Genomic DNA, 26,832 nt, shown 5'->3' with positions numbered 1-26,832 from the left:
GGCGCACACCACATCGTGCATCCGCGGGCTGCACGCGACACCGTGCGCCCGCGTGGCGCGCGCGAGACAGAAATAGACTCCCGAACATGAAGCTCGAACTCCGCGGCATCACCAAGCGGTTCGGCGCCCTGGTCGCCAACGACCACATCTCGCTCACCGTCGAGCCGGGTGAGGTCCACTGCCTCCTGGGTGAGAACGGCGCCGGCAAGTCCACCCTGATGAACGTCCTGTACGGCCTGTACGACGCCGACGAGGGCGAGATCCTGCTCGACGACGTGGTGCAGGACTTCGACGGCCCCGGTGACGCCATGCGCGCCGGCATCGGCATGGTGCACCAGCACTTCATGCTCGTGCCCGTGTTCACCGTCGCCGAGAACGTCATGCTGGGGCAGGAGCAGACCACCTTCGGCGGGCGGCTCGACCTGGCCGGTGCCCGCAAGCGCGTGCAGGAGATCTCCGACCGCTTCGGGTTCGACGTCGACCCCGACGCCAAGGTCGAGGACCTGCCCGTCGGCGTGCAGCAGCGCGTCGAGATCATCAAGGCGCTGTCCCGCGACGCCTCCGTGCTGGTGTTCGACGAGCCGACGGCCGTCCTCACCCCGCAGGAGACCGACGAGCTGATGGGCATCATGCGCCAGCTCCGCGAAGCCGGCACCGCGATCGTCTTCATCACCCACAAGCTCCGCGAGGTGCGCGAGGTCGCCGACCGCATCACGGTCATCCGCCTCGGCAAGGTCGTCGGCGAGGCATCGCCGACCGCCACGAACAACGAGCTGGCCGCGCTGATGGTCGGCCGTGCCGTCTCGCTCGTGGTCGACAAGGCTCCTGCGACCGGCGGCGCGGACGCCCTGGTCGTCGAGAACCTGACCGTGACCGACCCGTCCGGCATCGTGCTCGTCGACGACGTCTCCTTCACGGTGCGCCGCGGCGAGGTCCTGGCGATCGCCGGGGTGCAGGGCAACGGGCAGACCGAGCTCACCGAGGCGATCATCGGCCTCGAGCCCGCCCACGCCGGCCGCATCACCCTCGACGGCAAGGAACTCACCGGCCGGAGCGTCAAGCAGGTGCTCGACGCCGGCGTCGGCTTCGTCCCCGAGGACCGCAAGGAGGACGGCCTGGTCGGCGAGTTCACCATCGCCGAGAACCTGATGCTCGACCGGGCCGACCACGCCGAGTTCGTCCGCGCCGGCACGATCCGCTCGGCCGAGCGCGACGCCTTCGCCGACGAGAAGATCGCCGAGTTCGACATCCGGACGCCGGGTCGCACCACCGCGGCCGGTCGGCTCTCCGGTGGCAACCAGCAGAAGATCGTCCTGGCGCGCGAACTGAGCCGTGAGCTGCGGCTGTTCGTCGCCGCGCAGCCCACCCGCGGCATCGACGTCGGCTCGATCGAGTTCGTCCACAAGCGCATCGTCGCCACCCGCGACACCGGTGTGCCGGTCATCGTCGTCTCCACCGAGCTCGACGAGGTCGTGGCCCTGGCCGACCGGATAGCCGTGATGTACCGCGGCGGCATCGTCGGCATCGTCCCCGCGACCACCCCCCGCGACGTCCTCGGCCTCATGATGGCCGGGGAGATCCCTGAAGGAACGGAGCTGGCCGCGTGACCGCGCAGGAACCAGACAACACGCAGCAGCCGACCCCGGCTGCGCACGGCACCGCGGACGCCCCGCTCACCGACGACCGTCTGCAGGAGGTCGAGTCGACCCCGCACCTGATGACGGACTCGGCGGAGGACACCGAGCGCCGCAACGGCGCCGGTGGTGACCGCTGGCAGGCCGCCCTGCAGGGGATCCTGAACGGCTCCGTGCTCGTCACGGTGCTCGCCGTCGTCCTCGCGCTGGTCGCGTGCGGCATCCTCATCGCGGTGACGGACGAGAACGTCCGTGCCACCGCCGGGTACTTCTTCGCCCGCCCCACCGACATGCTCCAGGCGATCGGCACCGCGGTCGGCGGCGCCTACGCCTCGCTGTTCCAAGGGTCGGTGTTCAACTTCGGTGCGGACTCCTTCCAGCAGGCGATCGGGCCGCTCACGCGCTCCGTCGACTACTCGGTGCCGCTCATCGCCGCCGGGCTCGGGATCGCGCTGTCGTTCCGCGCCGGACTGTTCAACATCGGCGGCCAGGGGCAGATCCTGATGGGCGCCGCTGCCGCCGGCTGGGTCGGGTTCTCGTTCGACGGTCCCGCCGCGATCCACATCCCGCTCACGATCCTCGCCGGCATCGTCGGCGGCGCGGTCTGGGGCGGCATCGTCGGGGTGCTCAAGGCCCGGACGGGTGCGAACGAGGTGGTCGTCACGATCATGCTCAACTACGTCGCGCTCTACCTGGTCAGCTACCTGCTCCGCACCCCGGGCCTGCTCCAGGCCCCGGGCAGCAGCAACCCGATCTCGCCCGCCACGAAGGACAGCGCGCTCCTGCCGCAGCTCTTCGGCGTGCGGTACGGCGTGGACCTCGGGTTCGTCGTCGCGATCATCGCGGTCGTCGTCGTCTGGTGGCTCGTCAACAAGTCGTCGCTCGGCTTCCGGTTCCGCACCATCGGTGAGAACCCCCGTGCCGCCCGCGTGGCCGGCATGAGCGTCCCGTCGCTGACCATCTGGGTCATGGTCATCTCCGGTGCCCTGGTCGGCATCGCCGGCGCCTACCAGGTGCAGGGTGCCGTCACCACGGGCTTCACCTCGGGCATCGACGCCGGCATCGGCTTCGACGCCATCACCGTGGCACTGCTCGGCCGCTCCAAGCCGTGGGGCGTGTTCTGGGCGGCGATCCTGTTCGGCGTCCTGAAGAACGGTGGCTACGCCATGCAGGCCGCCAACGGCATCCCGATCGACATCGTCGGCGTCATCCAGGCCCTCATCGTCCTCTTCATCGCGGCGCCGCCGCTCGTCCGCGCGATCTTCCGGATCCCGCAGCCGGGTGCACGCAAGCGCACGAAGACGAGCAAGACCAGCAAGAAGGCGGTCGCCGCATGAGCACCATCAGCCCCACCGCGGCCGCGCCGCGCATGCCCCTGGACGACCGCCCGGTCGAGACGACCCGCAGCTGGAAGCTCCCGATCGGGTACGGCGTGTTCACGCTGCTCGCGCTCGTGCTGTTCGGCTTCGGACACCGCCCCGGAACGGCGACGCTCCGCCTGGCGTCGAAGGGCGACTTCTTCGCGCTGCCGAACCTCCCGCTGCCGGCGACGGCCACCGGGATCGTCGTCACCGTGCTGCTCGCGCTCGCCACGGTGTACGCGATCGTCGAGACCCGTGCCTCGCGACGTGTGCCGCTCTGGGTGACCTCGGTGTTCGCGATCGTCTTCGTGGTCGGTTTCCTCGCATGGGCGGTCGCCGGCGACTCGATCACCATCCCCGGCATGCTCTTCGGTGCGCTCGGCCTCGCGGTCCCGCTCGTCTTCGGTGCCCTCGGCGGCGTCATCTCCGAGCGGGTCGGCGTGGTGAACATCGCGATCGAGGGTCAGTTCCTCGCCGGTGCGTTCACCTCGGCGCTCATCGCCTCGCTCACCGGGTCGCCCTGGGTCGGCCTCGTCGGTGCCCTCGTCGCGGGTGTGCTCGTGTCGTTCGTCCTCGCGGCGTTCAGCATCAAGTACCTCGTCGACCAGGTCATCGTCGGTGTCGTCATCAACGCCTTCATCTCGGGCCTGACCGGCTTCCTGTACTCGCAGGTGCTGTCCCCGAACCAGCAGACGCTCAACATCGGCATCCGGTTCCCGAAGTTCGAGGTCCCGGTGCTCCACCAGATCCCGATCATCGGACCGATCTTCTTCGAGCAGTCGGTCGTCGTCTACCTGGCCTACGTCGCCGTCGCGGTCGTCACCTTCGGCCTGTTCAAGACCCGTTGGGGTCTGCGACTCCGCGCCGTCGGCGAGCACCCGCAGGCCGCCGACACGGTGGGCATCAACGTCACGAGCACCCGGTTCTGGAACGTCTCCCTCGCCGGTGCGATCGCGGGCCTCGGCGGTGCGTACTTCACGCTCGACGCCACCGGCGGGTTCACGAAGGACATGACAGCGGGCGCGGGCTACATCGCCCTGGCCGCCGTCATCTTCGGCCGCTGGGACCCGATCAAGGCCACGCTCGCCGCCCTGCTGTTCGGCTTCGCGTCGAACCTGCAGAACACGCTCAGCGCGGTCGGCTCGCCCGTGCCGAGCGAGTTCCTGCTGATGCTGCCGTACGTGGTGACGATCTTCGCCGTGGCCGGCCTGGTCGGGCAGTCGCGCGGCCCCGCCGCGTCCGGCAAGCCCTACATCAAGAGCTGACGGCCTGGAGGCACGACACATGACCGACGCACACGCTGCAGGTGACCAGGCGGTCACCGCCACCGACCCGGCGGACGCCGCCACGGGCCTCCCGGTCGACGACGTGGACTGGGGCGCCCTGCGGGACGCCGCCACGGCCGCGATGCGGCGCGCCTACGCGCCGTACTCGTCGTTCCCGGTGGGCGCCGCGGCCCTCACCGACGACGGCCGGATCGTCTCCGGCTGCAACATCGAGAACGCGAGCTACGGGGTGACGCTCTGCGCGGAGTGCTCCCTCGTGTCGCAGCTGCACATGACCGGCGGCGGCAAGCTCGTCGCGTTCACGTGCGTCGACGGCGACGGGGCGACCCTGATGCCGTGCGGCCGCTGCCGCCAGCTGCTGTTCGAGCACTCGACCGAGGGCATGCTCCTCGAGACGCTCTCCGGCATCCGCACCATCGACGAGGTCCTGCCGGACGCCTTCGGGCCGCGGACCCTCGCCACCTACCAGCAGGAGCACTGATCCGCATGGCCGTCGAGCCGTTCGACACCGTCGACCTCATCCGTACGAAGCGCTCCGGCGGGGCCCTCAGCACCGCCGAGGTGGACTGGCTCGTCGACGCGTACACCCGCGGCTACGTCGAGGACCCGCAGATGGCCGCGATGGCGATGGCGATCTTCCTGAACGGGATGGAGCGGCGCGAGATCAAGGACCTCACGCTCGCGATGATCGCGTCGGGGGAGCGGATGTCGTTCTCGTCGCTCGGCAAGACGACCGTGGACAAGCACTCCACCGGTGGCGTCGGCGACAAGATCACGCTGCCGCTCGCACCCCTGGTGGCGTCGTTCGGCGTCGCCGTGCCGCAGCTGTCCGGTCGCGGACTCGGGCACACCGGCGGCACGCTCGACAAGCTCGAGTCGATCCCCGGGTGGCAGGCGTCCATCTCGAACGACCGCATGATGCAGGTGCTGCAGGACGTCGGCGCGGTCATCTGCGCCGCCGGGTCCGGCCTGGCACCCGCGGACAAGAAGCTCTACGCGCTCCGCGACATCACCGGCACGGTCGAGTGCATCCCGCTCATCGCGTCGAGCATCATGTCGAAGAAGATCGCCGAGGGCACCGGGGCGCTCGTGCTCGACGTCAAGTTCGGGTCCGGCGCGTTCATGCCGACGTACGAGGCGTCCCGGGAGCTCGCGCAGACCATGGTCGACCTCGGCAACGACGCCGGGGTCGCGACCTCGGCGCTGCTGACCGACATGGAGGTCCCGCTCGGGCTGACGATCGGCAACGCGCTCGAGGTGCGGGAGTCGGTCGAGGTGCTCGCCGGCGGCGGCCCCGCCGACGTCGTCGAGCTGACCGTGGCACTCGCGACCGAGATGCTCACGCTGGCCGGACTGCCCGACGCCGACCCCGCCGCAGCGCTCGCGGACGGCCGCGCCATGGACACCTGGCGTCGGATGATCGAGGCGCAGGGCGGGGACCCGTCCGCCACGTTGCCCGTGGCCCGCGAACAGCACGTCGTCACCGCGCCGACGTCGGGGGTCCTCACGCAGCAGGACGCGCTGCCGTTCGGCGTCTCGGCCTGGCGGCTCGGGGCCGGTCGTGCCCGTGCGCAGGACCCGGTGCAGGCCGGTGCGGGCATCGAGCTCCACGTCAAGCCGGGGGACACCGTGACCGAGGGCCAGCCGCTCTGGACGCTGCACTCCGACGACGCGTCGCGGATCCCGCGCGCGTTGGAGTCGCTCGAGGGTGCGTGGACCATCGGCCCGGAGGGCTCCGCTGCCGCGGCACGCGGGCCGATCGTGCGCGAGCGCATCGGGTCCTGAACCCGGCCACCCGACCGACCGGAGGCTCCCTGCACACCTGTGGGGAGCCTCCAGTGTCTTCCGTCGTGGGTTGTGCACAGGTGCCTGCGCGGCGGCGGTGACCACCGATAGCCTGGGGGCATGAGCGCCGACGCCCCGACCTACCGCCTGCCCGACGCCGGGGCGGTCATCAACGACCTGCCGAAGGTCTCGCTGCACGACCACCTCGACGGCGGCCTGCGGCCCGCGACCATCATCGAGCTCGCGGCCTCGGCGGGTGTGTCGCTCCCCACCACCGACCCGGCCGAGCTCGGGCAGTGGTTCGCCGACCAGTCGAACTCCGGCTCCCTGGTCGAGTACCTGAAGACGTTCGACGTCACCACGTCGGTGATGCAGACCGCGCCGCAGCTCACCCGGATCGCCCGCGAGTTCGTCGAGGACCTGGTCGCCGACGGCGTCGTCTACGGCGAGGTCCGCTGGGCGCCGGAGCAGCACCTGCAGGGCGGACTGACCCTCGACCAGACGGTGGAGGCCGTGCAGGCCGGCATCGAGGAAGCCGTCGACGCCGCCGGTGGGCGCATCCGCGTCGGCCAGCTCGTCACCGCGATGCGGCACGCCGACCGGTCGCTCGAGATCGCCGAGCTCGCCGTCCGCCATCGTGACGCCGGGGTCGTCGGCTTCGACATCGCCGGTGCCGAAGCCGGGTTCCCCGCCTCGAACCACCGCGCCGCCTTCGACTACCTGGCGTCCGAACTGTTCCCCGTCACCGTGCACGCGGGCGAGGCCGACGGGCTCGCGTCCATCCGCTCCGCGCTGGTCGACGGCCGGGCGCTCCGCCTCGGGCACGGCGTCCGCATCTTCGAGGACGTCGCCCTGTCCGACGCCGGGGACGGCTCGACGCTGGCCTCCCTGGGCGAGGTCGCCTCGTGGGTCCGTGACCGCGAGATCCCGCTCGAGGTCTCGCCGTCGTCCAACCTGCAGACCGGGGCGATCGCCGCGTGGGGCGACGACCTCGCCGACCACCCGTTCGACGTGCTCTACCAGCTCGGCTTCCGGGTCACGGTGAACACCGACAACCGCCTGATGAGCGGGACCTCGCTGTCGAAGGAGCTCGCACTGCTCGCCGGCACGTTCGGGTACGACCTCGACGACCTGGCGGCGTTCCAGATCAACGCCGCGCTCGGGTCGTTCCTGCCGCTCGAGGACCGCGAGGAGATCATCGCCACCATCACGGCCGGGTACCAGGAGGCCTGACGCATGGGACTGCCACCGCTGCCGGACACCGCCGTCCTCCTCGGTGCGGACGCGCCCGCGTGGCGTGACGCGATGCGCCTGGTCGGCGGTGCGCTCGTCGCCTCGGGCGCCACCACCGACGAGTACACCGACGCCATGATCGGCATGGTCGAGGAGCACGGGCCGTACATCGTCATCTCGCCGGGGCTCGCGTTCGCGCACGCCCGGCCGGGTGGCGCCGTCGTGCGGGACGGACTCGCGATCGTGACGCTCGCGACGCCGGTGGCGTTCGGCCACCCGCACAACGACCCCGTCCGTGTGGTGCTCGGGCTCGCGGTGGCCGAGGTCGGCACCCACCTGGAGTCGATCGGCGAGATCGCGAACCTGTTCAACGACGCCACCGTGACCGGACGGATCGCGGCGGCGACCACGGCGGACGAGGTCCGCGCGATCATGGGGGTCTCCGCGTGAAGATCGTGACCATCTGCGGCGCCGGCATCGGCTCGAGCGGCATCCTCAAGTTGAACGCCGAGAAGGCGCTCGACGCCCTCGGGCTGTCTGCGTCGGTCGTCGCGGCGGACGTCGCGTCCGTGCGGGACGTCTCCGACGACGCCAACGTGATCCTGACGAGTCAGGAGTTCGTCGAGGCGATCGGTGACACCTACGCCGAGGTCATCGTCATCGCGAACCACTTCGACCAGGGCGAGATCACGGCGGCGGTGGACCGGGCGCTCGGCGAGCACTGAGCGTGCAGTCCGCCCTTTAGAGTTGGGGCATGAGCACCGAGAACCCGCTGAACGACCCCGCTGCCGACCCGTTCGAGGTCGCGCGGGCCGCCGCCGCCGTCATCGCCGAACAGTCCGGCATCGAGCGGCACGACATCGCCCTGACCCTCGGGTCGGGCTGGGGCAAGGCCGCCGACATCATCGGTGAGACCGTGTCCGAGATCCCGGCCGAGCAGGTCCCCGGGTTCAGCGCCTCGGCCGTCCCCGGACACTCCGGCACCATCCGGTCGATCCGCCTCGCCGACGGCCGCCACGCGCTCGTCATCGGTGCCCGCACCCACTACTACGAGGGCCACGGGGTCCGTCGGGTCGTGCACAGCGTCCGCACGGCCGCGGCGACCGGTGCCTCGATCATGGTGCTGACCAACGGCGCCGGCGGCATCAAGGAGCACTGGACCCCGGGCACCCCGGTGCTCATCAGCGACCACATCAACCTGACCGCGGACAGCCCGCTCGAGGGCGCGACGTTCATCGACCTGACCGACCTGTACTCGGCGCGGCTGCGCGAGCTGGCCCGGACGGTCGACCCGTCGCTCGACGAGGGCGTGTACACGCAGTTCCGCGGCCCGCACTACGAGACCCCGGCCGAGGTCCAGATGGCGAAGACCATCGGCGGACACATCGTCGGCATGTCCACCGCGCTCGAGGCCATCGCGGCCCGTCAGGCCGGCATGGAGGTCCTCGGGTTCTCGCTCATCACGAACCTCGCCGCGGGCATCCAGAAGACCCCGCTGTCGCACACCGAGGTGCTCGAGGCCGGCAAGCAGGCCGAGCCGGTCATCGCCGACCTGCTCGCACGCGTGGTCGCCGCACTCGGGCAGCCAGCCTCGTGAAGCTCGACCTCGACCAGGTGCTCGGCACCGCGCGGGCGTGGCTGGCGCAGGACCCCGACCCGGAGACCCGTGACGAGCTGGCCGCGGCGATCGACGCGGCGGCCGACGGTGACGGTCCCGCTGTCCGGGCGCTCGCCGAGCGGTTCGACGGCCGGCTGCAGTTCGGCACCGCCGGACTCCGCGCGGAGCTCGGCTGGGGCCCGCTGCGCATGAACCGGGTCGTCGTGACCCAGGCCGCTGCGGGGCTCGCACGGTTCCTCATCGGCACCGGGCGCTCGCGCAGCGTCGTGATCGGGTACGACGGCCGGGTGAACTCGGACGTCTTCGCACGTGACTCGGCCGAGGTCATGCGCGGCCTCGGGCTCGAGGTCACCCTGCTGCCCTCGGCCCTGCCGACGCCGGTGCTCGCGTTCGCCGTCCGGCACCTGGACGTCGGTGCTGGCGTCATGGTCACCGCGAGCCACAACCCGCCGCGGGACAACGGGTACAAGGTCTACCTCGGTCAGGACGACGACGGCTCGCAGATCGTGCCGCCCGTCGACGGTGAGATCGCGGCCGCCATCGACGCTGTGGCCGCGGGCTCCGTCACCGACCTGCCGCGCGGCACGGACTACACCGTCGCGACGTCGGCCCTCGTCGACGCCTACGTGGCCGCCACGGCCGCGATCGTGCCCGCTCCGGCACTCGGGGTCGAGGAGCAGCCGAAGGTCGTCTACACGGCCATGCACGGCGTCGGGTGGGAGACCGCCCGCGCGGTGTTCGCCGCGGCCGAGTTCGCCGAGCCGGCGGTCGTGCCGGAGCAGATCGAGCCGGACGGTGCGTTCCCGACGGTGTCGTTCCCGAACCCCGAGGAGCCGGGTGCGATGGACCTGGCGATCGCCCGTGGTCTCGCCGTCGGCGCCGATCTGGTGATCGCGAACGACCCCGACGCCGACCGGCTCGCACTCGCGATCCCGACGGCCTCGGACGCCGGTGCGCCGTCGTACCGTCGGCTCTCGGGCAACGAGGTGGGCTGGCTGCTCGGGTGGCGTGCCGCTGCACGGGCGTCCGAGTCGGGCGCGACCGGCACGCTCGCCGCGTCGATCGTCTCGTCGCCGGCGTTGGCCCGGGTGGCTGCGCGCCACGGGCTGGAGTACCGCGACACCCTGACCGGCTTCAAGTGGGTCTCGCGGGTGCCCGAGCTGCTGTTCGGCTACGAAGAGGCCCTGGGCTACCTGGTCGACCCGTCGGTCGTGCGCGACAAGGACGGCATCTCGGCTGCGCTCGAACTGCTGTCCCTCGCCGACGAGCTCGCCGCGTCGGGCTCGACCATCGCCGACCACCTCGAGGCCTTCGCCGCCGAGTTCGGAGCGTTCGCGTCGGGGCAGGTGGCGACCCGCGTCGACGACCTGTCGCGCATCGGCGAGATCATGGCGTCGCTCCGGTCCACGCCGCCGTCGACGCTCGGCGGGCTCGACGTGCACACGGTGACGGACTACGCCGACGGGGTGGCGGGCTTCCCGCCCTCGGACATCCTGCGCTACGACCTGTCCGGCGACGCCCGGGTGATCGTCCGCCCGAGCGGGACCGAGCCCAAGGTGAAGGTGTACGTCGACACCGTCGCGGACACCCCCGCCGAGGCCCAGCGCCTGGTCGACGCCCTCGCCGACGCGGTGCGCCCCTTGGTGTCGTAGGGCGCGGTCCGCCCGAACCAGGTTCGGGACACAGCACCGTGCATCTTCGCGGTGCTGTGTCCATTCCGCAGTGTCGCGTAAGCCCGGTACCGCTCCACAATGGCAACGGGTCGGCTGGTTCTCCACAGCGACCGGGTCATCGTGCCGTGAGCGGCCGCCGGGACGCCACGCTGTCCCGATGGAACGCCTCACGCTCATGACGACTCCGGTGGACAGCGCAACGGCTCGCAGCATGCGGCGCAGAACGGAGCGGGGCGAGTTCCTCCGCATCGGCCACGGCGTTTCGACCCCCGCCCAGGCGTTCCGGGATGCGTCGGAAGCGGCTCGTCACCGTGCCCGGATCGATGCCGTCCTCGCTGCCTCCCGTCCGGGGCTGATCGTGTCGCACGCGTCGGCCGTCGTGATGCACGAGCTGCCCTGGTTCGGGCCACTCCCGGATCGCGTGGCCCTCACCGACCCCACGCGCGACCGCGCGCAGCGCCTGCGGTTCAGCGACAAGGTGCCGGCACGTGGTCGAGACGTGGCAACCGTGCTCATCGACGGGGTCGAGACGACGGACCTGGTGACCACGGCCATCGACGTTGCGCTCCGATCCGACCGGGGCCATGCCCTGGTCATCCTCGACGCGGTGCTCCGACGAGGGGGCGACCGTCACGACCTGCTGGCCGAACTCGAGTCGCGACCGACACGCCGCGGTGTCCAGCGGGTCCGAGCGCTCCTCGAGCTCGCGGACGGTCGGATCGAGTCCGCCGGAGAGAGCCTCGCGCTGTTGGTGATGCACGATCTCGGGTTGCCACGGCCGGAGCTGCAACACGAGTTCTCCGTCGACGGCCGATGCATCGCACGGGTCGACTTCTGGTTTCCGGAGCAGGGGGTGGTCGTGGAGTTCGACGGACTCGTCAAGTACCGGGCCGGCGAGGTTCGGGGCGCGCGGACGGCAGAAGAAGTGGTGATCGCGGAGAAGTTCCGAGAAGACGCGGTGCGTGCAGTCCCGGGGGTCCGCGGTGTCGCGAGGCTGATCTGGCGCGAGGTTCTGCCCGGCGGGGATGCTCCGTTCACGCTCCGGAGGTCCGGACTCCCGGTCCCACTGGCGAGCCGCACGACACCGACGTGGTGACGCACCGGGGAACGGACACAGCACCGTGTAGATGCACGGTGCTGTGTCCGGAACCTGGTTCCGGGGGAGAGCAAGAACCCGCGCGCTACGCGAGCTCGAGCAGCACGTGACCGGACGAGACCGTCTGGCCGACCGGGGCGTTCAGCCCGGTGACGACGCCGTCCTTGTGGGCCTGCACGGGCTGCTCCATCTTCATGGCCTCGAGCACGACGAGCAGGTCGCCCTTCACCACGGTGTCACCCTCGGCGACCGCGAGCTTCACCACGGTGGCCTGCATCGGCGACGCGACGGACGACCCGGACTTCGCCAGGCCCCCGCGGACGGCCGACGAGCGGCGCTTCGGGGGAGCGGTGGGGCCGGCCGGACGACGACCGGCGACGCCGCCGGCAGCACCGCCACCGACGATCGACGGCATGGTGACCTCGATGCGCTTGCCCTGCACCTCGACCACGACGCTGTCGCGCGCAGCCGGCGCCGGCAGTTCCTCGGGGGAACCGCTCCACGCCGGGATGTCGTTCACGAAGTCGGTCTCGATCCACTGCGTGTAGATGCTGAACGGCTCGTCGTCGGCCGTCGCGAACGCCGGGTCGGACACCACGGCACGGTGGAAGGGGAGCACGGTCGGCAGGCCCGTGACCTCGAACTCGGCGAGTGCACGACGCGAACGCTCCAGCGCCTCGGCACGGGTGGCGCCGGTGACGATCAGCTTCGCGAGCATCGAGTCGAACGACCCGGACACGACGTCACCGGAGACGACACCCGAGTCGACACGGACGCCGGGGCCGGACGGTGCGTTGAACGCGTGCACGGGGCCGGGCGCGGGGAAGAAGTTGCGACCCGGGTCCTCGCCGTTGATGCGGAACTCGAACGAGTGTCCCCGCGGCGTGGGGTCCGAGTAGTCGAGCACGCCACCCTCGGCGATGCGGAACTGCTCGCGCACCAGGTCGATGCCGGTGACCTCTTCGGAGACGCAGTGCTCGACCTGCAGGCGGGTGTTCACCTCGAGGAACGACACGGTGCCGTCGGCACCGATGAGGAACTCGCAGGTGCCGGCGCCGACGTAGCCGACCTCGCGCAGGATCGCCTTGGACGACTCGTACAGTGCGGTCTGCCGCTCGGACGTCAGGTAGGGCGCCGGGGCTTCCTCGACGAGCTTCTGGTGGCGTCGCTGCAGCGAGCAGTCGCGGGTGGAGACCACGACGACGTTGCCGTGCTCGTCCGCCAGGCACTGGGTCTCGACGTGGCGCGGCTTGTCCAGGTACTTCTCGACGAAGCACTCGCCCCGACCGAACGCGGCGATCGCCTCACGCGTGGCGGACTCGAAGAGCTCCTCGACCGAGGCACGGTCGCGGACGACCTTCAGACCACGACCGCCACCGCCGAACGCCGCCTTGATCGCGACGGGCAGACCGACCTGGTCGACGAAGTCGAAGACCTCGGAGACGTCCTGCACGGGCTCGATGGTGCCGGGGGCGAGCGGTGCGCCGACCTTCTCGGCGACGTGGCGCGCGGAGACCTTGTCGCCGAGGCGCTCGATCGACTCCGGCGACGGGCCGATCCAGACGAGCCCGGCGTCGATGACGGCGCGGGCGAAGTCGGCGTTCTCGGCGAGGAACCCGTAGCCCGGGTGCACGGCGTCCGCACCGGAGCGGCGGGCGACCGAGATGATCTTGTCGATGACGAGGTACGTGTCGGCGCTCGTGGTGCCGTTCAGCGCGTAGGCCTCGTCGGCGAGGCGGGCGTGCAGGGCATCGCGGTCCTGGTCGGCGTAGACCGCGACCGATGCCTTGCCCGCGTCGCGGGCCGCGCGGATGATGCGGACGGCGATCTCGCCGCGGTTCGCGATGAGGACCTTGCTGATACGGGGCATGACACAGCAGCGTATTCGTGCGGCGGGAGTGCGTTTTGACTGGCACCCACAAAGAACCACCCGGAAGAGGTGCGGATGTCTACAGTGCCCACAGGTCGTGCCAGGCGATGCCGAAGCCCCGGAGCAGCATCGACCGCAGCACCGGCAGCGACATCCCGATCACGGCGGACGGTGCTCCGTCGATCCGCGTGATGTACGCCGCGGCCCGACCGTCGATGGTGAACGCACCCGCCACCTCGAGCGGCTCGCCCGTCGCGACGTACGCGTCGATCTCGTCGACGGACACGTCGTCGGCGAAGGTCAGCACCGCGCTGTCGACCGCGACCACGCGGTCGCCACCGGCGGCCAGCGCCGATCCGCCGGGCGCGACGTCACCCAGCTGCGGGACGCCGGCGGCGGACGTGACCAAGGACCGGACGGGAGGCACGGTGCGGGCCGGTGCCGCGCCTCCAGGCCGTCCCGTGGCCGGTTCCGGGTCCCGGTGCCGGTCGTCGCGTCGTCGATCGATCACGCAGTGCCCGCTCCACAGGGTCCCGCCGCCGGCGGCGAGCATCTGCCGCCAGCGCTCCCGGGCGACCGCCGGGTCGTGCGGCTTGCCGTACAGCTGTCCGTCGACCTCGAACGCGGAGTCCCCGCCGAACACCACGCCGTCGACCGGCGACCCGGCGACCGCGGAGTCGGCGACCGCGGACGCCTTCGCGACGGCGAGGAGCGAGACGAGCTCCGGACCGGTCAGGTCGCGGCCGAGGGATGCCGCTGCTGCGGCGCCGACGGCGTCCTCGTCGACCCCGGGGGACACGAGCACGGGTTCGATCCCGGACTGGGCGAGGAGTGCTCGGCGGGCGGGGGATGTACTCGCGAGGTACAGACGCATGGGACCATCTCACCATGGGTGAATCCGTCGGCACGCTGCTCGAACTCGACGTCACCGGGATCGCCCACGGCGGCATCTCGGTGGCACGGCACGAAGGACGGGTGGTCTTCGTCTCGGACGCGATCCCCGGGGAGCGCGTCGTCGCCCGGGTGACCGAGGACCGCAAGAAGTCGTTCTGGCGCGCCGACACGGTCAGCGTCATCACGCCGAGCGAGCACCGCGTCGACCACGTCTGGCCCGAGGCCGCGCTCGAGCGTGACCCCGAGACGCGCCCGGGTGGTGCCGAGTTCGGGCACATCGCCCTCGCACACCAGCGCACGCTGAAGCACGACGTCCTCGTCGACTCGTTCGCGCGGTTCGCGCGGATGGACCTCGCCGAGGTGCTCGGCCACGACGTCGTCGTCGAGGCCGCGCCCGGCGACGACGCGGCGAACGGCCTCGGCTGGCGCACCCGCGTCCGGCTGCACGTCGACGAGCAGGGCACCGCCGGCCCGTTCGCGGCCCGCTCCCACTCCGTCATCCCGGTGACCGGCCTGCCGCTCGCGACCGCCGTCGTGCAGCAGAGCGCCCCGCTCGGCCGTGGTGCGCTGCCGGGGTCCTCGGTCATCGACGTCCTCGCACCGAGCGGCTCCGAGGGCGCGCGGCTCGTCATCGACGACCAGAAGCCCACCGTGGTGACCGAGGTCGTGGGGGAACGCACGTTCCAGGTCGACGACAACGGGTTCTGGCAGGTGCACCGGGCCGCGGCGACCGTGCTCACCGAGGCCGTGCAGGACCTGGTCGACCGCGATCGCCTCGACCCCGAGGGCACCCACCTGGACCTGTACGGCGGTGTCGGCCTGCTCGCCGCCGCCCTCGGTGACCTGGTCGGCCCGAAGGCACGCATCACGAGCGTCGAGAGCGCCGCCCGTGCCACCGAGCACGCGCAGGAGAACCTGTCCGAGTGGCTCGGTGCCCGCGCCGAGACCGGCCGCGTCGACCGCTGGCTGACGAACACCGTGGCGAACGCCTCGCGCGCCGAGAAGGACCGCTTCCGCGCCGGCACGATCGTGCTCGACCCGCCCCGCGCCGGTGCCGGTCGTGACGTGGTCGTGCAGATCGCCGCGCTCCAGCCGGAGCAGGTCGTCTACGTGGCGTGCGACCCGGTGGCGCTGGCCCGCGACGTCGCGACGTTCGCCGACCTCGGCTACCGACTCGAAGCACTGCGGGCCTTCGACCTGTTCCCGCACACGCACCACCTGGAAGCCGTCGCACGCCTGGTCCCCACGCGCTGAGGTCCGGGGGTCGCTCGACCGCGGGTCCTTGCGTGTCGGGGTGTCCACCAATCGGCGGACCGGCCAGCGTGGCGCAGCGGAGAAGCCCCGCACCTGAGTCCGGGCTGGGTATCCTGGGTCGTTGATGGCACTCCGGTTTCAGGGGCCGGCGTCGCGCATCGGAACGAGAGGCCACTGTGGCAGCAGGAACGACAACCACCAGCACCGAGACGTCAGGGGCGGCCACCAGGCCGGTCCGGGTCGCGATCGTCGACGACCACGAGTCCGTCCGACTCGGGATCCAGGCGGCGTGCCAGAACGAGGGGTTCGAGGTGGTGCTCACCGCCGCCAGCGTCCCCGAGTACGTCCAGAACCTCGACGGGCGAGAGGTCGACGTCGTCGTCCTCGACCTGTCCCTCGGTGACGGTTCGACCGTGACCGAGAACGTCAAGGGCGTGCAGGGGACGGGATCGGCGGTGCTCGTGCACTCCATCGCGGACCGTGTCGCCAACGTGCGTGAGGCGCTCGCAGCAGGGGCTGCCGGCGTCATCCCGAAGTCCTCGGCCACCAAGACCGTGATGGCGGCGGTCGCCACCGTCGCACGCGGTGACGTGCTCAACAACCTCGAGTGGGCGAGCGCCATCGACGCCGACCGTGACTTCGCGAAGGCGCAGCTCGGCCGTCGCGAGCGCGAGATCCTGCACCTCTACGCCTCGGGTCTCCCGCTCAAGCTCGCCGCCCAGCAGCTCGGCATCGGGTACTCGACGGCCCGTGAGTACCTCGACCGGATCCGTGTGAAGTACGTCGAGGTCGGTCGCCCGGCCCCGACGAAGGTCGACCTGCTGCGTCGAGCCGTCGAGGACGGGATCCTCCCCGGGCTCGACTCGGGCATCGACCCCGACGGCGACGGTCGCTGACACGGATGGCGACCGCGGCTGAGTCGGCGCGGACGGTCGTCGAACCGGCGCCCTTCGGCGCCGATCCGGCGCGCAGCGTCCGCGCCTCGATCACGCAGGCGTCGGTCGAGCGCGCGTTCGCGATCCTCCTCGCGATGGCGGCGATCGGCCTCGGCATCGTCGACGCGCCCGCGGTCCTGCAGCAGCTGCCGTACCTCGACCCGTTCTGGGGGCCGACGCTGATGCTCGCCCTCGCGGCGTCGTTCGTGTTCATCGGGGTCTCGGCCTTCGTGCAGCGGGTCGCGCAGCTGGCGCAGATCGTCTGTGCGCTGCTGTTCCTCGTCGTGCTCGTGACGTGGACGGCGACCGTGCAGGAGCCCATCCCGTCGGCGCAGCAGCCGTGGCCGTGGTGGTTCTGCACGGTCGGCTGCACGGCGGCGGCGATGGGCTTCGCCACGTGGCGTGCGACGGTCTACACGGCGCTCGTGCCGGCGGTCTACGTCGTCATCCGGCTCAGCCCGCTCGGCGGCGACGTCGGGGTCCTCGCGGTCCTGCTCGACGGCGTGTACACGGCGCTGCTCAGCGGTGCGGTGCTCGTCATCGCCGTGGTGCTGCGGCGTGCGGCCACGTCGGTCGACACGGCGCAGTCCACGGCCGTGCGGCGGTACTCGCTCGCCATCCGCGAACACGCGACCGAGGTCGAGCGGGTCCAGGTGGACGCCATCGTGCACGACAGCGTGCTCACGACGCTGCTCTCCGCCGCACGGGCCGACACGCTCGAGGCCAAGACCCTCGCCGCGCGGATGGCCCGGAACGCGATCGACCACCTCGAGGCCGCCGCCACCGACGGCCCCGGTGACGTCGCGCCGGTCGCCCTCGGGGAACTCCGGGCGCGCATCCGCGAGGGGGTCGGTGCGTTGCCCGCTCCGGTCCGTCTCGTCCCGACGCCGACCGGGTCGGTCCGCCTGCCCGCGTCGGTCGCCGACGCGCTGGCGTCGGCGGCGCTGCAGGCCGCGGTGAACAGCGTGCAGCACGCCGGCGACGCTGACGTCTCCCGCTGGGTCCGCATCGAGCAGCAGGGGCAGGGGGTGCTCGTCGAGGTCGGTGACGAGGGCCGCGGGTTCGACGTCGCGGACATCCCCGCCGAACGGCTCGGTGTCCGCCGCTCCATCGTGGAGCGCGTCGCGACCGTCGACGGCCGCGCCGAGGTGCACACCGCGCCGGGCGAGGGCACCCGCATCGTGCTGACGTGGTCGCCGGCCGCGAGGACGACCGCATGAAGGTCTCCCTGCCGGCGAGCATCGCCCTCGGCCTGGCGTCGCTGTTCTCCCTCTACCACCTGGTCCTCGCCGCGGCCACGTTGCCGCGCGTCGACCAGGTCGCCCCGATCATCGCCTGCATGGTCCTGTACGCCGCGGCCACCGGCCTCGCACTGTTCGTCCCCGGCAGGGTCCTGCCGGTCTGGACGGCCTGCTTCTCCCTCGCCACCGCGATCGTGATGCCGGTGATCGCCGCCCCCGTCCTCGTCGACGGTCGTGGTCCGGGCTCCGCCACCTGGTGGATCGCGGCCATCGGCACGCTCATGGTGGTGCTCGTCGTGCGCGGTCGGGGCCCCTTCGCGTGGGCCGGCGTCCTGTTCCTGACCGTGTACACCGTCGCCTGGGCCGGTCTCGGCTCGCTCGGTGGGCTCGGCGTGGTCGGCAGCGTCGCCTGGGTCGCGATCGCCACCGTCTTCGCCGCCGCGATGAGCCGCGCCATCCGGAACACCCGTGAACTCGTCCTCGCCGAGCAGGAGACCGCCGACTGGCAGGCCGCGCAGGACGCCCACGTGTTCGAGCGGCAGTTCCGCCTGAGCCAGACCACCCGGATGGCCCTGCCGATGCTGCAGCGCATCATCGACTCCTGCGGCGACCTCGACGACGCCGACCGCGCCGAGTGCCTGCACCTCGAGCAGGCCATCCGGGACGAGATACGGGGCCGGTCCCTGTTGTCCGACGACGTCCGCGACGAGGTGATGCGCCTGCGTCGCCGCGGCGCGACCGTCCAGCTGCACGACGACGGCGGACTCGACGACCTGGACGCCCCGGACATCCGGCGCATCCACGCCCGTGTCGCCGAGGCGCTCCGGCAGGCCCGCGATGCCGACAACGTCATCGTCCGGACGGTCGGCGAGGGCTCCGACTCCGCGGTCACCGTCGTCGGACTCCGTCTCGACGGCGCGGCCAGCGAGTCCGCAGCGCTCGGAGCGGGCATGGACGACGACGACGGGGACGAGGACGACTCCGTCGCGCTCTGGCTGGAGATCCCGCGGCACGAGCCGGCATAGCGCGCGGCACGCCCGGTACAGCGCGCGGCAGCGCGTGCGCGCGTGTTGCGACCCTGCACCACGTGATCGACGCGTGGATCGTCGCGAACGTGGTGCGAACGTGGTGCGGACGGCGCTGCGGACGCGCGTGGTGCGCCGGGCGTGCGGGCGGCGGTGGACGCGATGGGGGACAGCCGGGAGGCCCGTGGCGGCACCGCCACGGGCCTCCAGGCCGTCATGTGCGTGCGTCGGGCGGGCGCGCGCACGGAAGCGACCATGTCATTGTCGTACGACGTCGACGGTGTCGTTCCGGATCGGCCTCGCCAGCCGCCCCGCCAACCGCACCGACGCCCGCCCGCGGCCGCCACACGCCCCGGAAACGGGGAACGGGCCGGTCGGATACCGACCGGCCCGTTCACGACCCGAGGCTGAGCGACAACCCGAATGTCGCCCTGCCTCGCAGCGGGCGGTGGCTTCGTACCCTAGTCGGCCACCGTCCTGCGATGTCTTTCGTTGAAGGACACCGAACACCAACTACTATGCCGACGCACGAGCTGCATGTCAGTCGTCATTATGGGGGACAATTCCGGCATTTCCGGTCCGTATCCGCTGAACGTGTCCCCCGAGTGAGGGGATACCGACCGGGAAGTGCGCCCTGCAACCGTCCCGGCCGCCCGCGCACGAGGGGTACATCAGCGGAGCGATCGGCCCCAGGCACCCGGTCCGTGGTCGAGCGGGCGGCGGAGTCCGCGGGCCGCCGCGTCCCACCCGGTGCGGGGCTCGACGACCACGGCGGCGCGTCCGGCGGCAGCGGACTCGTCGGCCTGGCGCTGCAGGACGGCCACGACGGCGGCGAGTTCCTCGGGGGTGGGGTCGCCGGAGACCACCCGGACGTCCGCCACCGAGGCGGGCTCGTCCGAGGGCACGGCTGCTGCGTGGCGACCCATCAGAGGGGGATGTTCCCGTGCTTCTTCGGGGGCAGCGTGGCGCGCTTGCCCCGCAGCGACCGGAGGGCCTTGATGACCGACACGCGCGTCGCGTGCGGCTGGATGATGCCGTCGAGCTCACCGCGCTCGGCCGCCAGGTACGGCGACGCGACGTTGTACGTGTACTCGTTCGCGAGCTTCGTGCGGACCGCGGCGACGTCCTCGCCGGACTCCTCGGCGCGCTTGATCTCGGCGCGGTACAGGATGTTGACGGCACCCTGGCCGCCCATGACGGCGATCTCGGCGGTCGGCCACGCCAGGTTGATGTCGGCGCCGAGCTGCTTGGAACCCATGACGATGTACGCGCCGCCGTAGGCCTTGCGGGTGATGACGGTGACGAGCGGGACGGTGGCCTCGGCGTAGGCGTACAGCAGCTTCGCGCCGCGGCGGATGACGCCGGTCCACTCCTGGTCGGTGCCGGGCAGGTAGCCGGGCACGTCCACCAGGGTCAGGATCGGGATGCCGAACGCGTCGCAGAACCGCACGAAGCGGGCGGCCTTCTCGCCCGCGTCGATGTTCAGCGTGCCGGCCATCGCCTGCGGCTGGTTCGCGATGATGCCGACCGTGCGGCCCTCGACCCGGCCGAAGCCGATCAGGATGTTCGGCGCGAAGAGCGGCTGGACCTCGAGGAACTCACCGTCGTCGACGATGTGCTCGATGATCGTGGTGACGTCGTACGGCTGGTTCGTCGAGTCCGGGATCACGAGGTCGAGCTCGTGGTCGGCGTCGGTGGTCTCGAGCTCCGGGGCGACGTCGTAGGCGGGCGGGTCGGACAGGTTGTTGTCCGGCAGGAACCCGATGAGCGAGCGCGCGTAGTCGAGCGCGTCGGTCTCGTCCTCGGCCAGGTAGTGGGCCACGCCGGAGACCGCGTTGTGCGTCTGGGCGCCGCCGAGCTCCTCGAAGCCGACGTCCTCGCCCGTGACGGTCTTGATGACGTCGGGGCCGGTGACGAACATGTGGCTGGTCTTGTCGACCATGATGACGAAGTCGGTGAGGGCGGGGGAGTACACCGCACCGCCGGCCGCCGGACCCATCACGATGGACAGCTGCGGGATGACGCCGGAGGCCTGGGTGTTCAGGCGGAAGATCTCGCCGTACTTGCCGAGCGCGACGACGCCTTCCTGGATGCGGGCGCCGCCGGAGTCGAGGATGCCGATGATCGGCACGCCCGTCTTCAGCGCGTGCTGCATGACCTTGATGATCTTCTCGCCGGCGACCTCGCCGAGCGACCCGCCGAAGACCGTGAAGTCCTGCGCGTAGACGGCGACGTTGCGGCCGTGGATCGTGCCGACGCCGGTGACGACCGCGTCACCGTAGGGGCGCTTGGCGTCCATGCCGAACGACGTGGTGCGGTGTCGCACGAACTCGTCGAACTCCACGAAGGAGTTCTCGTCGAGCAGCTGCTCGATGCGTTCGCGCGCGGTGCCCTTGCCCTTCGCGTGCTGCTTGGCGATGGCGGATTCGCCCGCGGCGGTCACGGCCTCGTGGTACCGGTCGCGGAGGTCGGCCAGTCGGCCGGCCGTCGTCGACAGATCGGGGGTGTCTCCTGAAGTCACCCGCTCACCCTACCGGCGGGTGCCACGCTGCCGGTTGGAGGACCCCCACGGTTCCTGCCCGTACATTTGCGTGCATGTCCACATCCCCGTCGCCGTCGTTCCCCGCCACCAGCGCGGCTGTCCGGTCGGCGGGCGCGACGATCACCGTCCCCGCCGAGACCGGGTCCACCAACGCGGACCTGCTCGCCGCCGCCCCCGAGCAGCAGCACGGCAGCGTCGTCGCGACCCTGCACCAGACCGCGGGTCGGGGCCGGCTCGACCGCACCTGGACCGCTCCGGCCGGTGAGACGCTGGCCGCCAGCGTGCTCGTCCGTGCGGACCTGGACGACCACGACCGCGGCTGGTTGCCGCTGGTCGCCGGGGCGGCGATGCGCGACGCGATCGCGTCGGTGCTCCCCGCCGGCGCGGACGTCGTCGTGAAGTGGCCGAACGACGTGCAGGTCGCCGGGGACAAGGTGTGCGGGATCCTCTGCCAGGTCGCCGCCGACGGCAGCGTCGTGGTCGGGGCCGGCGTGAACCTGACGATCCCGGCTGATCGGCTGCCCACCCCGACGTCCACCTCGCTCCTGCTCGCCGGCGCGGTCGACGACGCACCCGCCCTGGCCGACGCGGTCCTGTCCGCCTTCCTGCGGTCCGTCCTGGAGGCGGTGGCCGGCCTGGTCACGGGGGGTCCCGCCGCCGAGACGGTCCGGTCCCACGTCCGCGCCGCGTGCGGCACCATCGGTCGCCGCATCCGCCTCGAGCTGCCGGACGGCACCGTCGAGGAGGCCGACGCGATCGGCATCGACGACGCCGGCCGCATCACGATCCGGGACCAGGCGGGCGGCACCAGGGGCGTCGCGGTGGGGGACGTCACCCACCTGCGGTATGCATGACGGCATGACCGCCGAGCCCCCGCCCGAACGTGTCGTCGCACGCCTGCGACCACACGCCCGTCGGCTGGTGCGCCCGGCGGTGTTCGTCGTGCTCGTCACCGCGGCCGGCGGGTTCGGCTTCGGCGTGTTCCAGGCGCAGCTGGCGTGGCTGAACGCCGTCGTCGCGCTCGTCGTCGTGGTGCTCGTCGTGTTCGGCGGTGCCGTCCCGCTGTTCCGCTGGATGTCGGAGCGCTACGTCGTCACCACGCGTCGCCTGGTCGTGGTCAACGGACTCGGTACCCGGACCCGACGGGAACTCCTGCACTCCCGCGGCTACGACGTCACGGTGCGGCGCCGCGGGCTGCAGGGGCTGTTCCGCTCCGGCGACGTGCTCGTGTTCCCGGGGGACGACCCCGCCGTGGTCCTCGCCGACGTGCCGCACGCCGACCTCGTCGTCGCCGTCCTGCACGACCTGGTGGAGGCGTACGAGGCCAGGCGCCGGCACCGTGAGCCGGACTGGGACGAGATCGTCGGCGGTCCGGACCGTCCGCCGTGGGGAGACGTGCGGGCCTGACCCGGCCGCTCCGAGCCTCGCCGTGGGCGTCGCTGCGGGCGCCGTGATGAGACTTCGGCGAGAAACCGGTACCTTCTTCGACGTGCGTATCTCTGTGATCGGCTGCGGCTACCTCGGTGCCGTGCACGCCGCCTCCATGGCCAAACTCGGACACGAGGTCGTCGCCGTGGACGTCGACCCCACCAAGATCGAGCGGCTCGCCGCGGGCGAGGCCCCCTTCTTCGAGCCCGGCCTGCCCGAGATCCTGACCGAGGCCCTCGAGTCCGGTCGGATCCGCTTCACCACCGACATGGCCGAGGTCGCCGGTGCCCGCGTGCACTTCCTCGCCGTCGGCACCCCGCAGGGCCCCACCGGTGCCGCGGACCTGACCTACGTCAACGCCGCCGTCGCCGCGCTCACCCCGCACCTGTCCGCCGGCGAGTTCGTCGTCGGCAAGTCGACCGTTCCCGTCGGCACCGCCGCACGGCTGGCCGACGAGGTCAGCGAGGCCGTCCCCGGTGCCACGCTCGTCTGGAACCCCGAGTTCCTGCGTGAGGGCTTCGCCGTGCAGGACACCATCGCGCCGGACCGCTTCGTCTACGGCGTGCCCGACGGCGAGGCCGGCGAACAGGCCGTCGCCGCCCTCGACGAGGTCTACGCCGAGGCGCTGTCCACCGGCACGCCCCGACTCGTCGTCAACCTGCCCACCGCCGAGCTCGTGAAGATCAGCGCCAACGCGTTCCTCGCCACGAAGATCTCGTTCATCAACTCGATGGCCGAGATCGCCGAGGTCGCCGGTGCCGACGTGACGGCGCTCGCCGACGCGATCGGCCACGACGCCCGCATCGGCCGGAAGTTCCTGAACGCCGGCCTCGGCTTCGGTGGCGGTTGCCTGCCGAAGGACATCCGTGCGTTCCAGGCGCGGGCGAACGAGCTGGGCGTCGGGGAGTCCCTGGCGTTCCTGGCCGACGTCGACGCCACGAACCTGCGCCGTCGCGCGCACGTCGTCGAGCTGGCGCAGGAGCTGCTCGGCGGGGTCGTCAGCGGCAAGCGCGTCGCGGTGCTCGGCCTTGCCTTCAAGCCGAACTCCGACGACGTGCGCGACTCGCCGGCCCTGGACATCGCAGCCCGCCTGCAGGAACTCGGCGCCGTGGTCTCGGCGTACGATCCCGAGGCCGTCGTCACCGCGCGCCGCGTCCACCCCGAGCTCGACTACGTCGAGAGCGCGGCCGAGGCGCTGGGCGGGGCGGAGCTCGTGCTCGTGCTCACCGAGTGGACCGAGTTCCGGGAGCTCGACGCCACCGCCGCCGCCGCACTCGTGGCGTCGCCCGTCGTCATCGACGGCCGCAACTGCCTCGATCGTGACGCGTGGACCGCCGCCGGCTTCACGTACCGCGGCATGGGGCGCTAGCCGCGACCGACAAGAGGCCCGGTGCCGGTCCGTGGGACCGGCACCGGGCCTCCGGTGTGTTCGCCGCGTCGTCAGCCGATGGCCGCGCGCAGCACCGACCGGTAGCGCTCGCCGATCCGTTCGGTGGAGAACTCCGCTGCCGAGACGACGGCCTGCTCCTGGTAGCGCGAGCGCGCTGCGTCGTCGGTGAGCACGCGCTGCAGTGCTGCGCGGAGCGCCGGGACGTCGCCCGGTGGCACGAGCACGCCGGACACGTCGTCCTGCACGACGTCCCGGATGCCCGGCAGGTCGCTCGCCACGATCGCGGCCCCGACCGCCGCGGCCTCGAGCAGGGTGACCGGCAGCCCTTCCTGGTCGCCGTTCGCCGCGGGGATCGACGGCACCGCGACGACGGTGGCCGACGCGAGGGTCTCGAGCACCTCGGTGCGACCCCGCTGGCCCAGGAACGTCACCGGCAGCCCCGCCGCCTGCTGCTCGAGCTGGGCGCGGTACGGGCCGTCGCCGACCACGGTGAGCCGCCAGGGCACGTCGTCGCCCAGGCCGCGGAGTGCCTCGATCAGGTTGCCGAAGCCCTTCTTCTCGACCAGACGACCGACCGCGACCACGTGGTGCTCCTGCGGCGCGACGCGGGCACGGGTGTCGCGGGCCGGGCCGAGGTCGACACCCATCGGGATCACGGTCGAGCGCGACTCGGGGACGCCCCACTCGGTCAGGCGCTCGCGCATCTCGGAGTTCACGGTGGTGACGTGCGCCGACCGTCCGAAGATCCAGCGCTTGAGCCGGACCAGGGGAGCCGCACGGAGCGCGTAGATGTCCCCGCCGTGGGTCGTGACGACGACGGGCACACCCGGGGCGGCCAGCGTCGCGACGAGGGCCTGCGGGATGGCCCAGTGCGCGTGGATGACGTCGGGCCTCGCGGAGCGCACCACGCGCCGCACGGTCAGGTACTGCGCGAGCACGAGCGCGGGCACCTGCACGATGCGGGAGCGCCGCTCCTTGAGGTTGTCGAGGATCGCGCCGTCGGCCAGGTCCTCGAAGCGACGCGGGAAGTACGGGTAGCGGCGCACCGCGACCTCGCCGATGCGCTCCTTCGCGGCACCGCCCGGCACGCGGGGGGTGAGCACGAGGGTGTCGAACTCGGTGGCCTCCTGGTGGGCGAGGTCGAGCACGAACGCCGGAACGCCGTCGTCCGGACGGGCCGGGAACGTCGAGCCCAGGACGAGCAGGCGGGGGCGGTCCTGGCGGGAGCGGGCGGAGCGAGTGGTGCGGGACATCGTGCCTTTCCGGGGCTGGCGGGGGACGGTCCGGTAGGCTCTCACCCCGTGCGCGTACTGATCCACAATAGCGATTCGCCCCACAACCGCGGGGACCGGGCGATCCTCGCCGGCAACGTCGAGCTCGTCCGTCGCCGGTGGCCGGACGCCGAGATCGTGTCCCTGTCCCAGTACCCCGAGCGGGACGCCGCGTGGTTCGGGATCCGGTTCCTGCCGGTCTCCCCGTACAGCACCGGCATCGGCGACCTGTTCGCGCTGCTCCGTGCCGCCCGCGGCGCCGACGTGGTGCTCTGGGGTGGCGGCGAGATCCTGAAGGACTACACGAACAAGCTCGGCCTCGTGTACTGGTTCGGCAAGATGCTGCTCGTCCGTGCGGTCAACAAGAACCTCGTCGGGGCGTTCCAGGGCATCGGCCCGACCACCGCCGGGGTCAGCAAGCGCCTGATCCGCGCCACCGTCGACCTCTGCAGCGCCTTCGCCGTGCGCGACGACGAGTCCCGCGAGAAGCTCCTGTCCTGGGGCGTGAAGACGCCGATCGTGTCGTCCTTCGACCCCGCGGTCGTCGGGACGGTCACCCCGCCCGACGCCGAGGTGCTCGAGCGGCTCGAGCGCACCACCGGCCTGACCGCCGAGCAGCTCGAGGGCTCGATCGGCTTCGGCGTCCGTCGCTGGTTCCACTACAAGCGCAGCGGCTGGATCCCGTTCCGGTTCCTGCCGAAGCGCTTCCGCCAGACCGGTGTCGACAGCGACAAGCTCGTGACCTACCGGCAGGCCGTCGCCGACCTCGCCGACCGTGTGATCGACCGCTGGGACGCCGACGTGGTGTTCTACCCGATGCACATGGAGGCGTCCGAGGGTGACGCCGCCTTCGCCCGCGAGGTCATCGCGCTGATGCGGCACGCCGACCGCACCCACGTGGTCGAGGCCGATGAGTTCTCGCCGTCCGAGTACGCCGGGCTGATGTCGCGCAGCCGCCTGTTCCTGGCGAGCCGCCTGCACTCGGCGATCGTCGCGACCATCGCCGGGGTCCCCGCCGCGGTGCTCTACTACGTCGACAAGGGCCGGCTGTTCTTCGAGCAGATGGGCCAGCAGGCCTACTCGAAGCCGATCGAGGCGGCACTCGAGCCCACGTTCGTCGACGACGTCACGGCGCAGCTCGAGGCGCTCGACGCGGACCGCGACGCGGTCCGCGCGCAGCTCGCGCAGGGCGTTGCCCGCATGGCGACCGCCCTCGACGCCGACTTCGCGGAGGCGACGCGCGACGTCCGCTGACATTGGGTGCTGACACGGCGGGTGCGAACGCGCGCCCGTGAC

General features: G+C 71.8%; 24 protein-coding genes. 19 read left to right on the top strand and 5 right to left on the bottom strand.

All coding sequences use genetic code 11. The features are described 5' to 3' along the window. The first annotated feature begins 86 nt into the window (after positions 1–86). From DEJ01_RS13960 to DEJ01_RS13910, 11 genes are all read left to right on the top strand, one after another. Positions 87–1,607: an ABC transporter ATP-binding protein gene (locus DEJ01_RS13960; RefSeq protein ID WP_071406403.1), complete on the top strand. Its 1,521-nt coding sequence runs from the start codon at positions 87–89 to the stop codon at positions 1,605–1,607. Next, positions 1,604–2,971 carry an ABC transporter permease gene (locus DEJ01_RS13955; protein WP_181438459.1) on the top strand — a complete coding sequence of 456 codons (1,368 nt, stop codon included), beginning with the start codon at positions 1,604–1,606 and terminating at the stop codon, positions 2,969–2,971. Before DEJ01_RS13960 ends, DEJ01_RS13955 begins: the two co-directional genes overlap by 4 nt. Further along, on the top strand, positions 2,968–4,260 hold the full coding sequence (locus DEJ01_RS13950) for an ABC transporter permease (protein ID WP_181433029.1): 1,293 nt from the start codon (positions 2,968–2,970) through the stop codon (positions 4,258–4,260). Before DEJ01_RS13955 ends, DEJ01_RS13950 begins: the two co-directional genes overlap by 4 nt. A gap of 19 nt (positions 4,261–4,279) precedes the next feature. Then, positions 4,280–4,762, top strand: a complete 483-nt coding sequence (locus DEJ01_RS13945; protein ID WP_111093353.1) for a cytidine deaminase — start codon at positions 4,280–4,282, stop codon at positions 4,760–4,762. A gap of 5 nt (positions 4,763–4,767) precedes the next feature. Continuing rightward, positions 4,768–6,066, top strand: a complete 1,299-nt coding sequence (locus tag DEJ01_RS13940) for a thymidine phosphorylase (RefSeq protein ID WP_111031935.1) — start codon at positions 4,768–4,770, stop codon at positions 6,064–6,066. Between the two features lie 120 nt (positions 6,067–6,186). Continuing rightward, the gene (locus DEJ01_RS13935; protein WP_111022313.1) at positions 6,187–7,299 is read left to right on the top strand and encodes an adenosine deaminase; all 1,113 of its coding nucleotides are present in this window, start codon (positions 6,187–6,189) and stop codon (positions 7,297–7,299) included. A gap of 3 nt (positions 7,300–7,302) precedes the next feature. Beyond that, the gene (locus DEJ01_RS13930; protein WP_111029446.1) at positions 7,303–7,749 is read left to right on the top strand and encodes a PTS sugar transporter subunit IIA; all 447 of its coding nucleotides are present in this window, start codon (positions 7,303–7,305) and stop codon (positions 7,747–7,749) included. Further along, entirely contained in the window at positions 7,746–8,024 is a 279-nt protein-coding gene (locus DEJ01_RS13925; protein WP_111093352.1) for a PTS sugar transporter subunit IIB, read from the top strand. Before DEJ01_RS13930 ends, DEJ01_RS13925 begins: the two co-directional genes overlap by 4 nt. Before the next feature lie 29 nt (positions 8,025–8,053). Beyond that, positions 8,054–8,896, top strand: a complete 843-nt coding sequence (locus DEJ01_RS13920) for a purine-nucleoside phosphorylase (protein ID WP_111031934.1) — start codon at positions 8,054–8,056, stop codon at positions 8,894–8,896. Further along, positions 8,893–10,569 (top strand): phospho-sugar mutase, encoded by a 1,677-nt coding sequence (locus tag DEJ01_RS13915; RefSeq protein ID WP_111093351.1) that lies wholly within the window; start codon positions 8,893–8,895, stop codon positions 10,567–10,569. Before DEJ01_RS13920 ends, DEJ01_RS13915 begins: the two co-directional genes overlap by 4 nt. A 232-nt stretch (positions 10,570–10,801) precedes the next feature. Further along, positions 10,802–11,686: a hypothetical protein gene (locus DEJ01_RS13910; RefSeq protein ID WP_111088157.1), complete on the top strand. Its 885-nt coding sequence runs from the start codon at positions 10,802–10,804 to the stop codon at positions 11,684–11,686. Positions 11,687–11,771: 85 nt separating this feature from the next. Here the strand turns inward: DEJ01_RS13910 and DEJ01_RS13905 are convergent, their stop codons facing one another. Further along, positions 11,772–13,556 (bottom strand): biotin carboxylase N-terminal domain-containing protein, encoded by a 1,785-nt coding sequence (locus DEJ01_RS13905; protein WP_111093350.1) that lies wholly within the window; start codon positions 13,554–13,556, stop codon positions 11,772–11,774. A gap of 79 nt (positions 13,557–13,635) precedes the next feature. Beyond that, the gene (locus DEJ01_RS13900; RefSeq protein ID WP_111093349.1) at positions 13,636–14,430 is read right to left on the bottom strand and encodes a nucleoside triphosphate pyrophosphatase; all 795 of its coding nucleotides are present in this window, start codon (positions 14,428–14,430) and stop codon (positions 13,636–13,638) included. Positions 14,431–14,444: 14 nt separating this feature from the next. Between DEJ01_RS13900 and DEJ01_RS13895 the strand changes: the two genes are divergently transcribed. From DEJ01_RS13895 to DEJ01_RS13880, 4 genes are all read left to right on the top strand, one after another. Then, positions 14,445–15,704 carry a class I SAM-dependent RNA methyltransferase gene (locus tag DEJ01_RS13895; protein ID WP_111038027.1) on the top strand — a complete coding sequence of 420 codons (1,260 nt, stop codon included), beginning with the start codon at positions 14,445–14,447 and terminating at the stop codon, positions 15,702–15,704. Between the two features lie 176 nt (positions 15,705–15,880). Next, a complete protein-coding gene (locus DEJ01_RS13890) occupies positions 15,881–16,600 on the top strand; it encodes a response regulator transcription factor (RefSeq protein WP_017888757.1) in 720 nt (239 codons plus the stop codon). Positions 16,601–16,605: 5 nt separating this feature from the next. Then, positions 16,606–17,859 carry a sensor histidine kinase gene (locus DEJ01_RS13885; RefSeq protein WP_111093348.1) on the top strand — a complete coding sequence of 418 codons (1,254 nt, stop codon included), beginning with the start codon at positions 16,606–16,608 and terminating at the stop codon, positions 17,857–17,859. Next, positions 17,856–18,905 carry a hypothetical protein gene (locus tag DEJ01_RS13880; protein WP_071406459.1) on the top strand — a complete coding sequence of 350 codons (1,050 nt, stop codon included), beginning with the start codon at positions 17,856–17,858 and terminating at the stop codon, positions 18,903–18,905. Before DEJ01_RS13885 ends, DEJ01_RS13880 begins: the two co-directional genes overlap by 4 nt. Positions 18,906–19,576: 671 nt before the next feature. On the opposite strand, the gene DEJ01_RS13875 is transcribed toward DEJ01_RS13880, so the two are convergent. Both DEJ01_RS13875 and DEJ01_RS13870 read right to left on the bottom strand, forming a co-directional pair. Continuing rightward, positions 19,577–19,831: an acyl-CoA carboxylase subunit epsilon gene (locus DEJ01_RS13875; RefSeq protein WP_111093347.1), complete on the bottom strand. Its 255-nt coding sequence runs from the start codon at positions 19,829–19,831 to the stop codon at positions 19,577–19,579. Beyond that, positions 19,831–21,426 (bottom strand): acyl-CoA carboxylase subunit beta, encoded by a 1,596-nt coding sequence (locus DEJ01_RS13870; protein WP_071406413.1) that lies wholly within the window; start codon positions 21,424–21,426, stop codon positions 19,831–19,833. The genes DEJ01_RS13875 and DEJ01_RS13870 overlap by 1 nt, the downstream gene beginning before the upstream one ends. A 74-nt stretch (positions 21,427–21,500) precedes the next feature. Between DEJ01_RS13870 and DEJ01_RS13865 the strand changes: the two genes are divergently transcribed. The 3 genes from DEJ01_RS13865 (at position 21,501) to DEJ01_RS13855 (ending at position 24,244) form a co-directional block, all read left to right on the top strand. Further along, entirely contained in the window at positions 21,501–22,301 is an 801-nt protein-coding gene (locus DEJ01_RS13865; RefSeq protein WP_111093346.1) for a biotin--[acetyl-CoA-carboxylase] ligase, read from the top strand. A 4-nt stretch (positions 22,302–22,305) separates the two neighbouring features. Continuing rightward, a complete protein-coding gene (locus DEJ01_RS13860; protein ID WP_071244247.1) occupies positions 22,306–22,854 on the top strand; it encodes a PH domain-containing protein in 549 nt (182 codons plus the stop codon). Positions 22,855–22,936: 82 nt separating this feature from the next. Continuing rightward, entirely contained in the window at positions 22,937–24,244 is a 1,308-nt protein-coding gene (locus DEJ01_RS13855; RefSeq protein WP_111032113.1) for a UDP-glucose/GDP-mannose dehydrogenase family protein, read from the top strand. A gap of 71 nt (positions 24,245–24,315) precedes the next feature. On the opposite strand, the gene DEJ01_RS13850 is transcribed toward DEJ01_RS13855, so the two are convergent. Further along, a complete protein-coding gene (locus DEJ01_RS13850; RefSeq protein ID WP_146247629.1) occupies positions 24,316–25,518 on the bottom strand; it encodes a glycosyltransferase in 1,203 nt (400 codons plus the stop codon). A 48-nt stretch (positions 25,519–25,566) separates the two neighbouring features. Here DEJ01_RS13850 and DEJ01_RS13845 point away from each other — a divergent pair, with 48 nt between their 5' ends. Beyond that, on the top strand, positions 25,567–26,790 hold the full coding sequence (locus DEJ01_RS13845; RefSeq protein WP_181433309.1) for a polysaccharide pyruvyl transferase family protein: 1,224 nt from the start codon (positions 25,567–25,569) through the stop codon (positions 26,788–26,790). Positions 26,791–26,832 lie beyond the last annotated feature (42 nt).

Origin of the sequence: Curtobacterium sp. MCLR17_040 (genome assembly GCF_003234735.1) — a bacterium.
Classification (GTDB): Bacteria; Actinomycetota; Actinomycetes; order Actinomycetales; family Microbacteriaceae; genus Curtobacterium; species Curtobacterium flaccumfaciens.
The sequence above is the reverse complement of the archived record's forward strand: the minus strand, read 5'-3'. Positions and strand labels throughout refer to the sequence as shown.

Excerpts from the sequence above, each read along its gene's own strand:
- DEJ01_RS13960 (WP_071406403.1), top strand. The coding sequence starts at position 87 with ATGAAGCTCGAACTCCGCGGCATCACCAAGCGGTTCGGCGCCCTGGTC.
- DEJ01_RS13950 (WP_181433029.1), top strand. The coding sequence starts at position 2,968 with ATGAGCACCATCAGCCCCACCGCGGCCGCGCCGCGCATGCCCCTGGAC.
- DEJ01_RS13945 (WP_111093353.1), top strand. The coding sequence starts at position 4,280 with ATGACCGACGCACACGCTGCAGGTGACCAGGCGGTCACCGCCACCGAC.
- DEJ01_RS13940 (WP_111031935.1), top strand. The coding sequence starts at position 4,768 with ATGGCCGTCGAGCCGTTCGACACCGTCGACCTCATCCGTACGAAGCGC.
- DEJ01_RS13935 (WP_111022313.1), top strand. The coding sequence starts at position 6,187 with ATGAGCGCCGACGCCCCGACCTACCGCCTGCCCGACGCCGGGGCGGTC.
- DEJ01_RS13930 (WP_111029446.1), top strand. The coding sequence starts at position 7,303 with ATGGGACTGCCACCGCTGCCGGACACCGCCGTCCTCCTCGGTGCGGAC.
- DEJ01_RS13920 (WP_111031934.1), top strand. The coding sequence starts at position 8,054 with ATGAGCACCGAGAACCCGCTGAACGACCCCGCTGCCGACCCGTTCGAG.
- DEJ01_RS13910 (WP_111088157.1), top strand. The coding sequence starts at position 10,802 with ATGCGGCGCAGAACGGAGCGGGGCGAGTTCCTCCGCATCGGCCACGGC.
- DEJ01_RS13905 (WP_111093350.1), bottom strand. The coding sequence starts at position 13,556 with ATGCCCCGTATCAGCAAGGTCCTCATCGCGAACCGCGGCGAGATCGCC.
- DEJ01_RS13900 (WP_111093349.1), bottom strand. The coding sequence starts at position 14,430 with ATGCGTCTGTACCTCGCGAGTACATCCCCCGCCCGCCGAGCACTCCTC.
- DEJ01_RS13895 (WP_111038027.1), top strand. The coding sequence starts at position 14,445 with ATGGGTGAATCCGTCGGCACGCTGCTCGAACTCGACGTCACCGGGATC.
- DEJ01_RS13885 (WP_111093348.1), top strand. The coding sequence starts at position 16,606 with ATGGCGACCGCGGCTGAGTCGGCGCGGACGGTCGTCGAACCGGCGCCC.
- DEJ01_RS13880 (WP_071406459.1), top strand. The coding sequence starts at position 17,856 with ATGAAGGTCTCCCTGCCGGCGAGCATCGCCCTCGGCCTGGCGTCGCTG.
- DEJ01_RS13875 (WP_111093347.1), bottom strand. The coding sequence starts at position 19,831 with ATGGGTCGCCACGCAGCAGCCGTGCCCTCGGACGAGCCCGCCTCGGTG.
- DEJ01_RS13865 (WP_111093346.1), top strand. The coding sequence starts at position 21,501 with ATGTCCACATCCCCGTCGCCGTCGTTCCCCGCCACCAGCGCGGCTGTC.
- DEJ01_RS13860 (WP_071244247.1), top strand. The coding sequence starts at position 22,306 with ATGACCGCCGAGCCCCCGCCCGAACGTGTCGTCGCACGCCTGCGACCA.
- DEJ01_RS13850 (WP_146247629.1), bottom strand. The coding sequence starts at position 25,518 with ATGTCCCGCACCACTCGCTCCGCCCGCTCCCGCCAGGACCGCCCCCGC.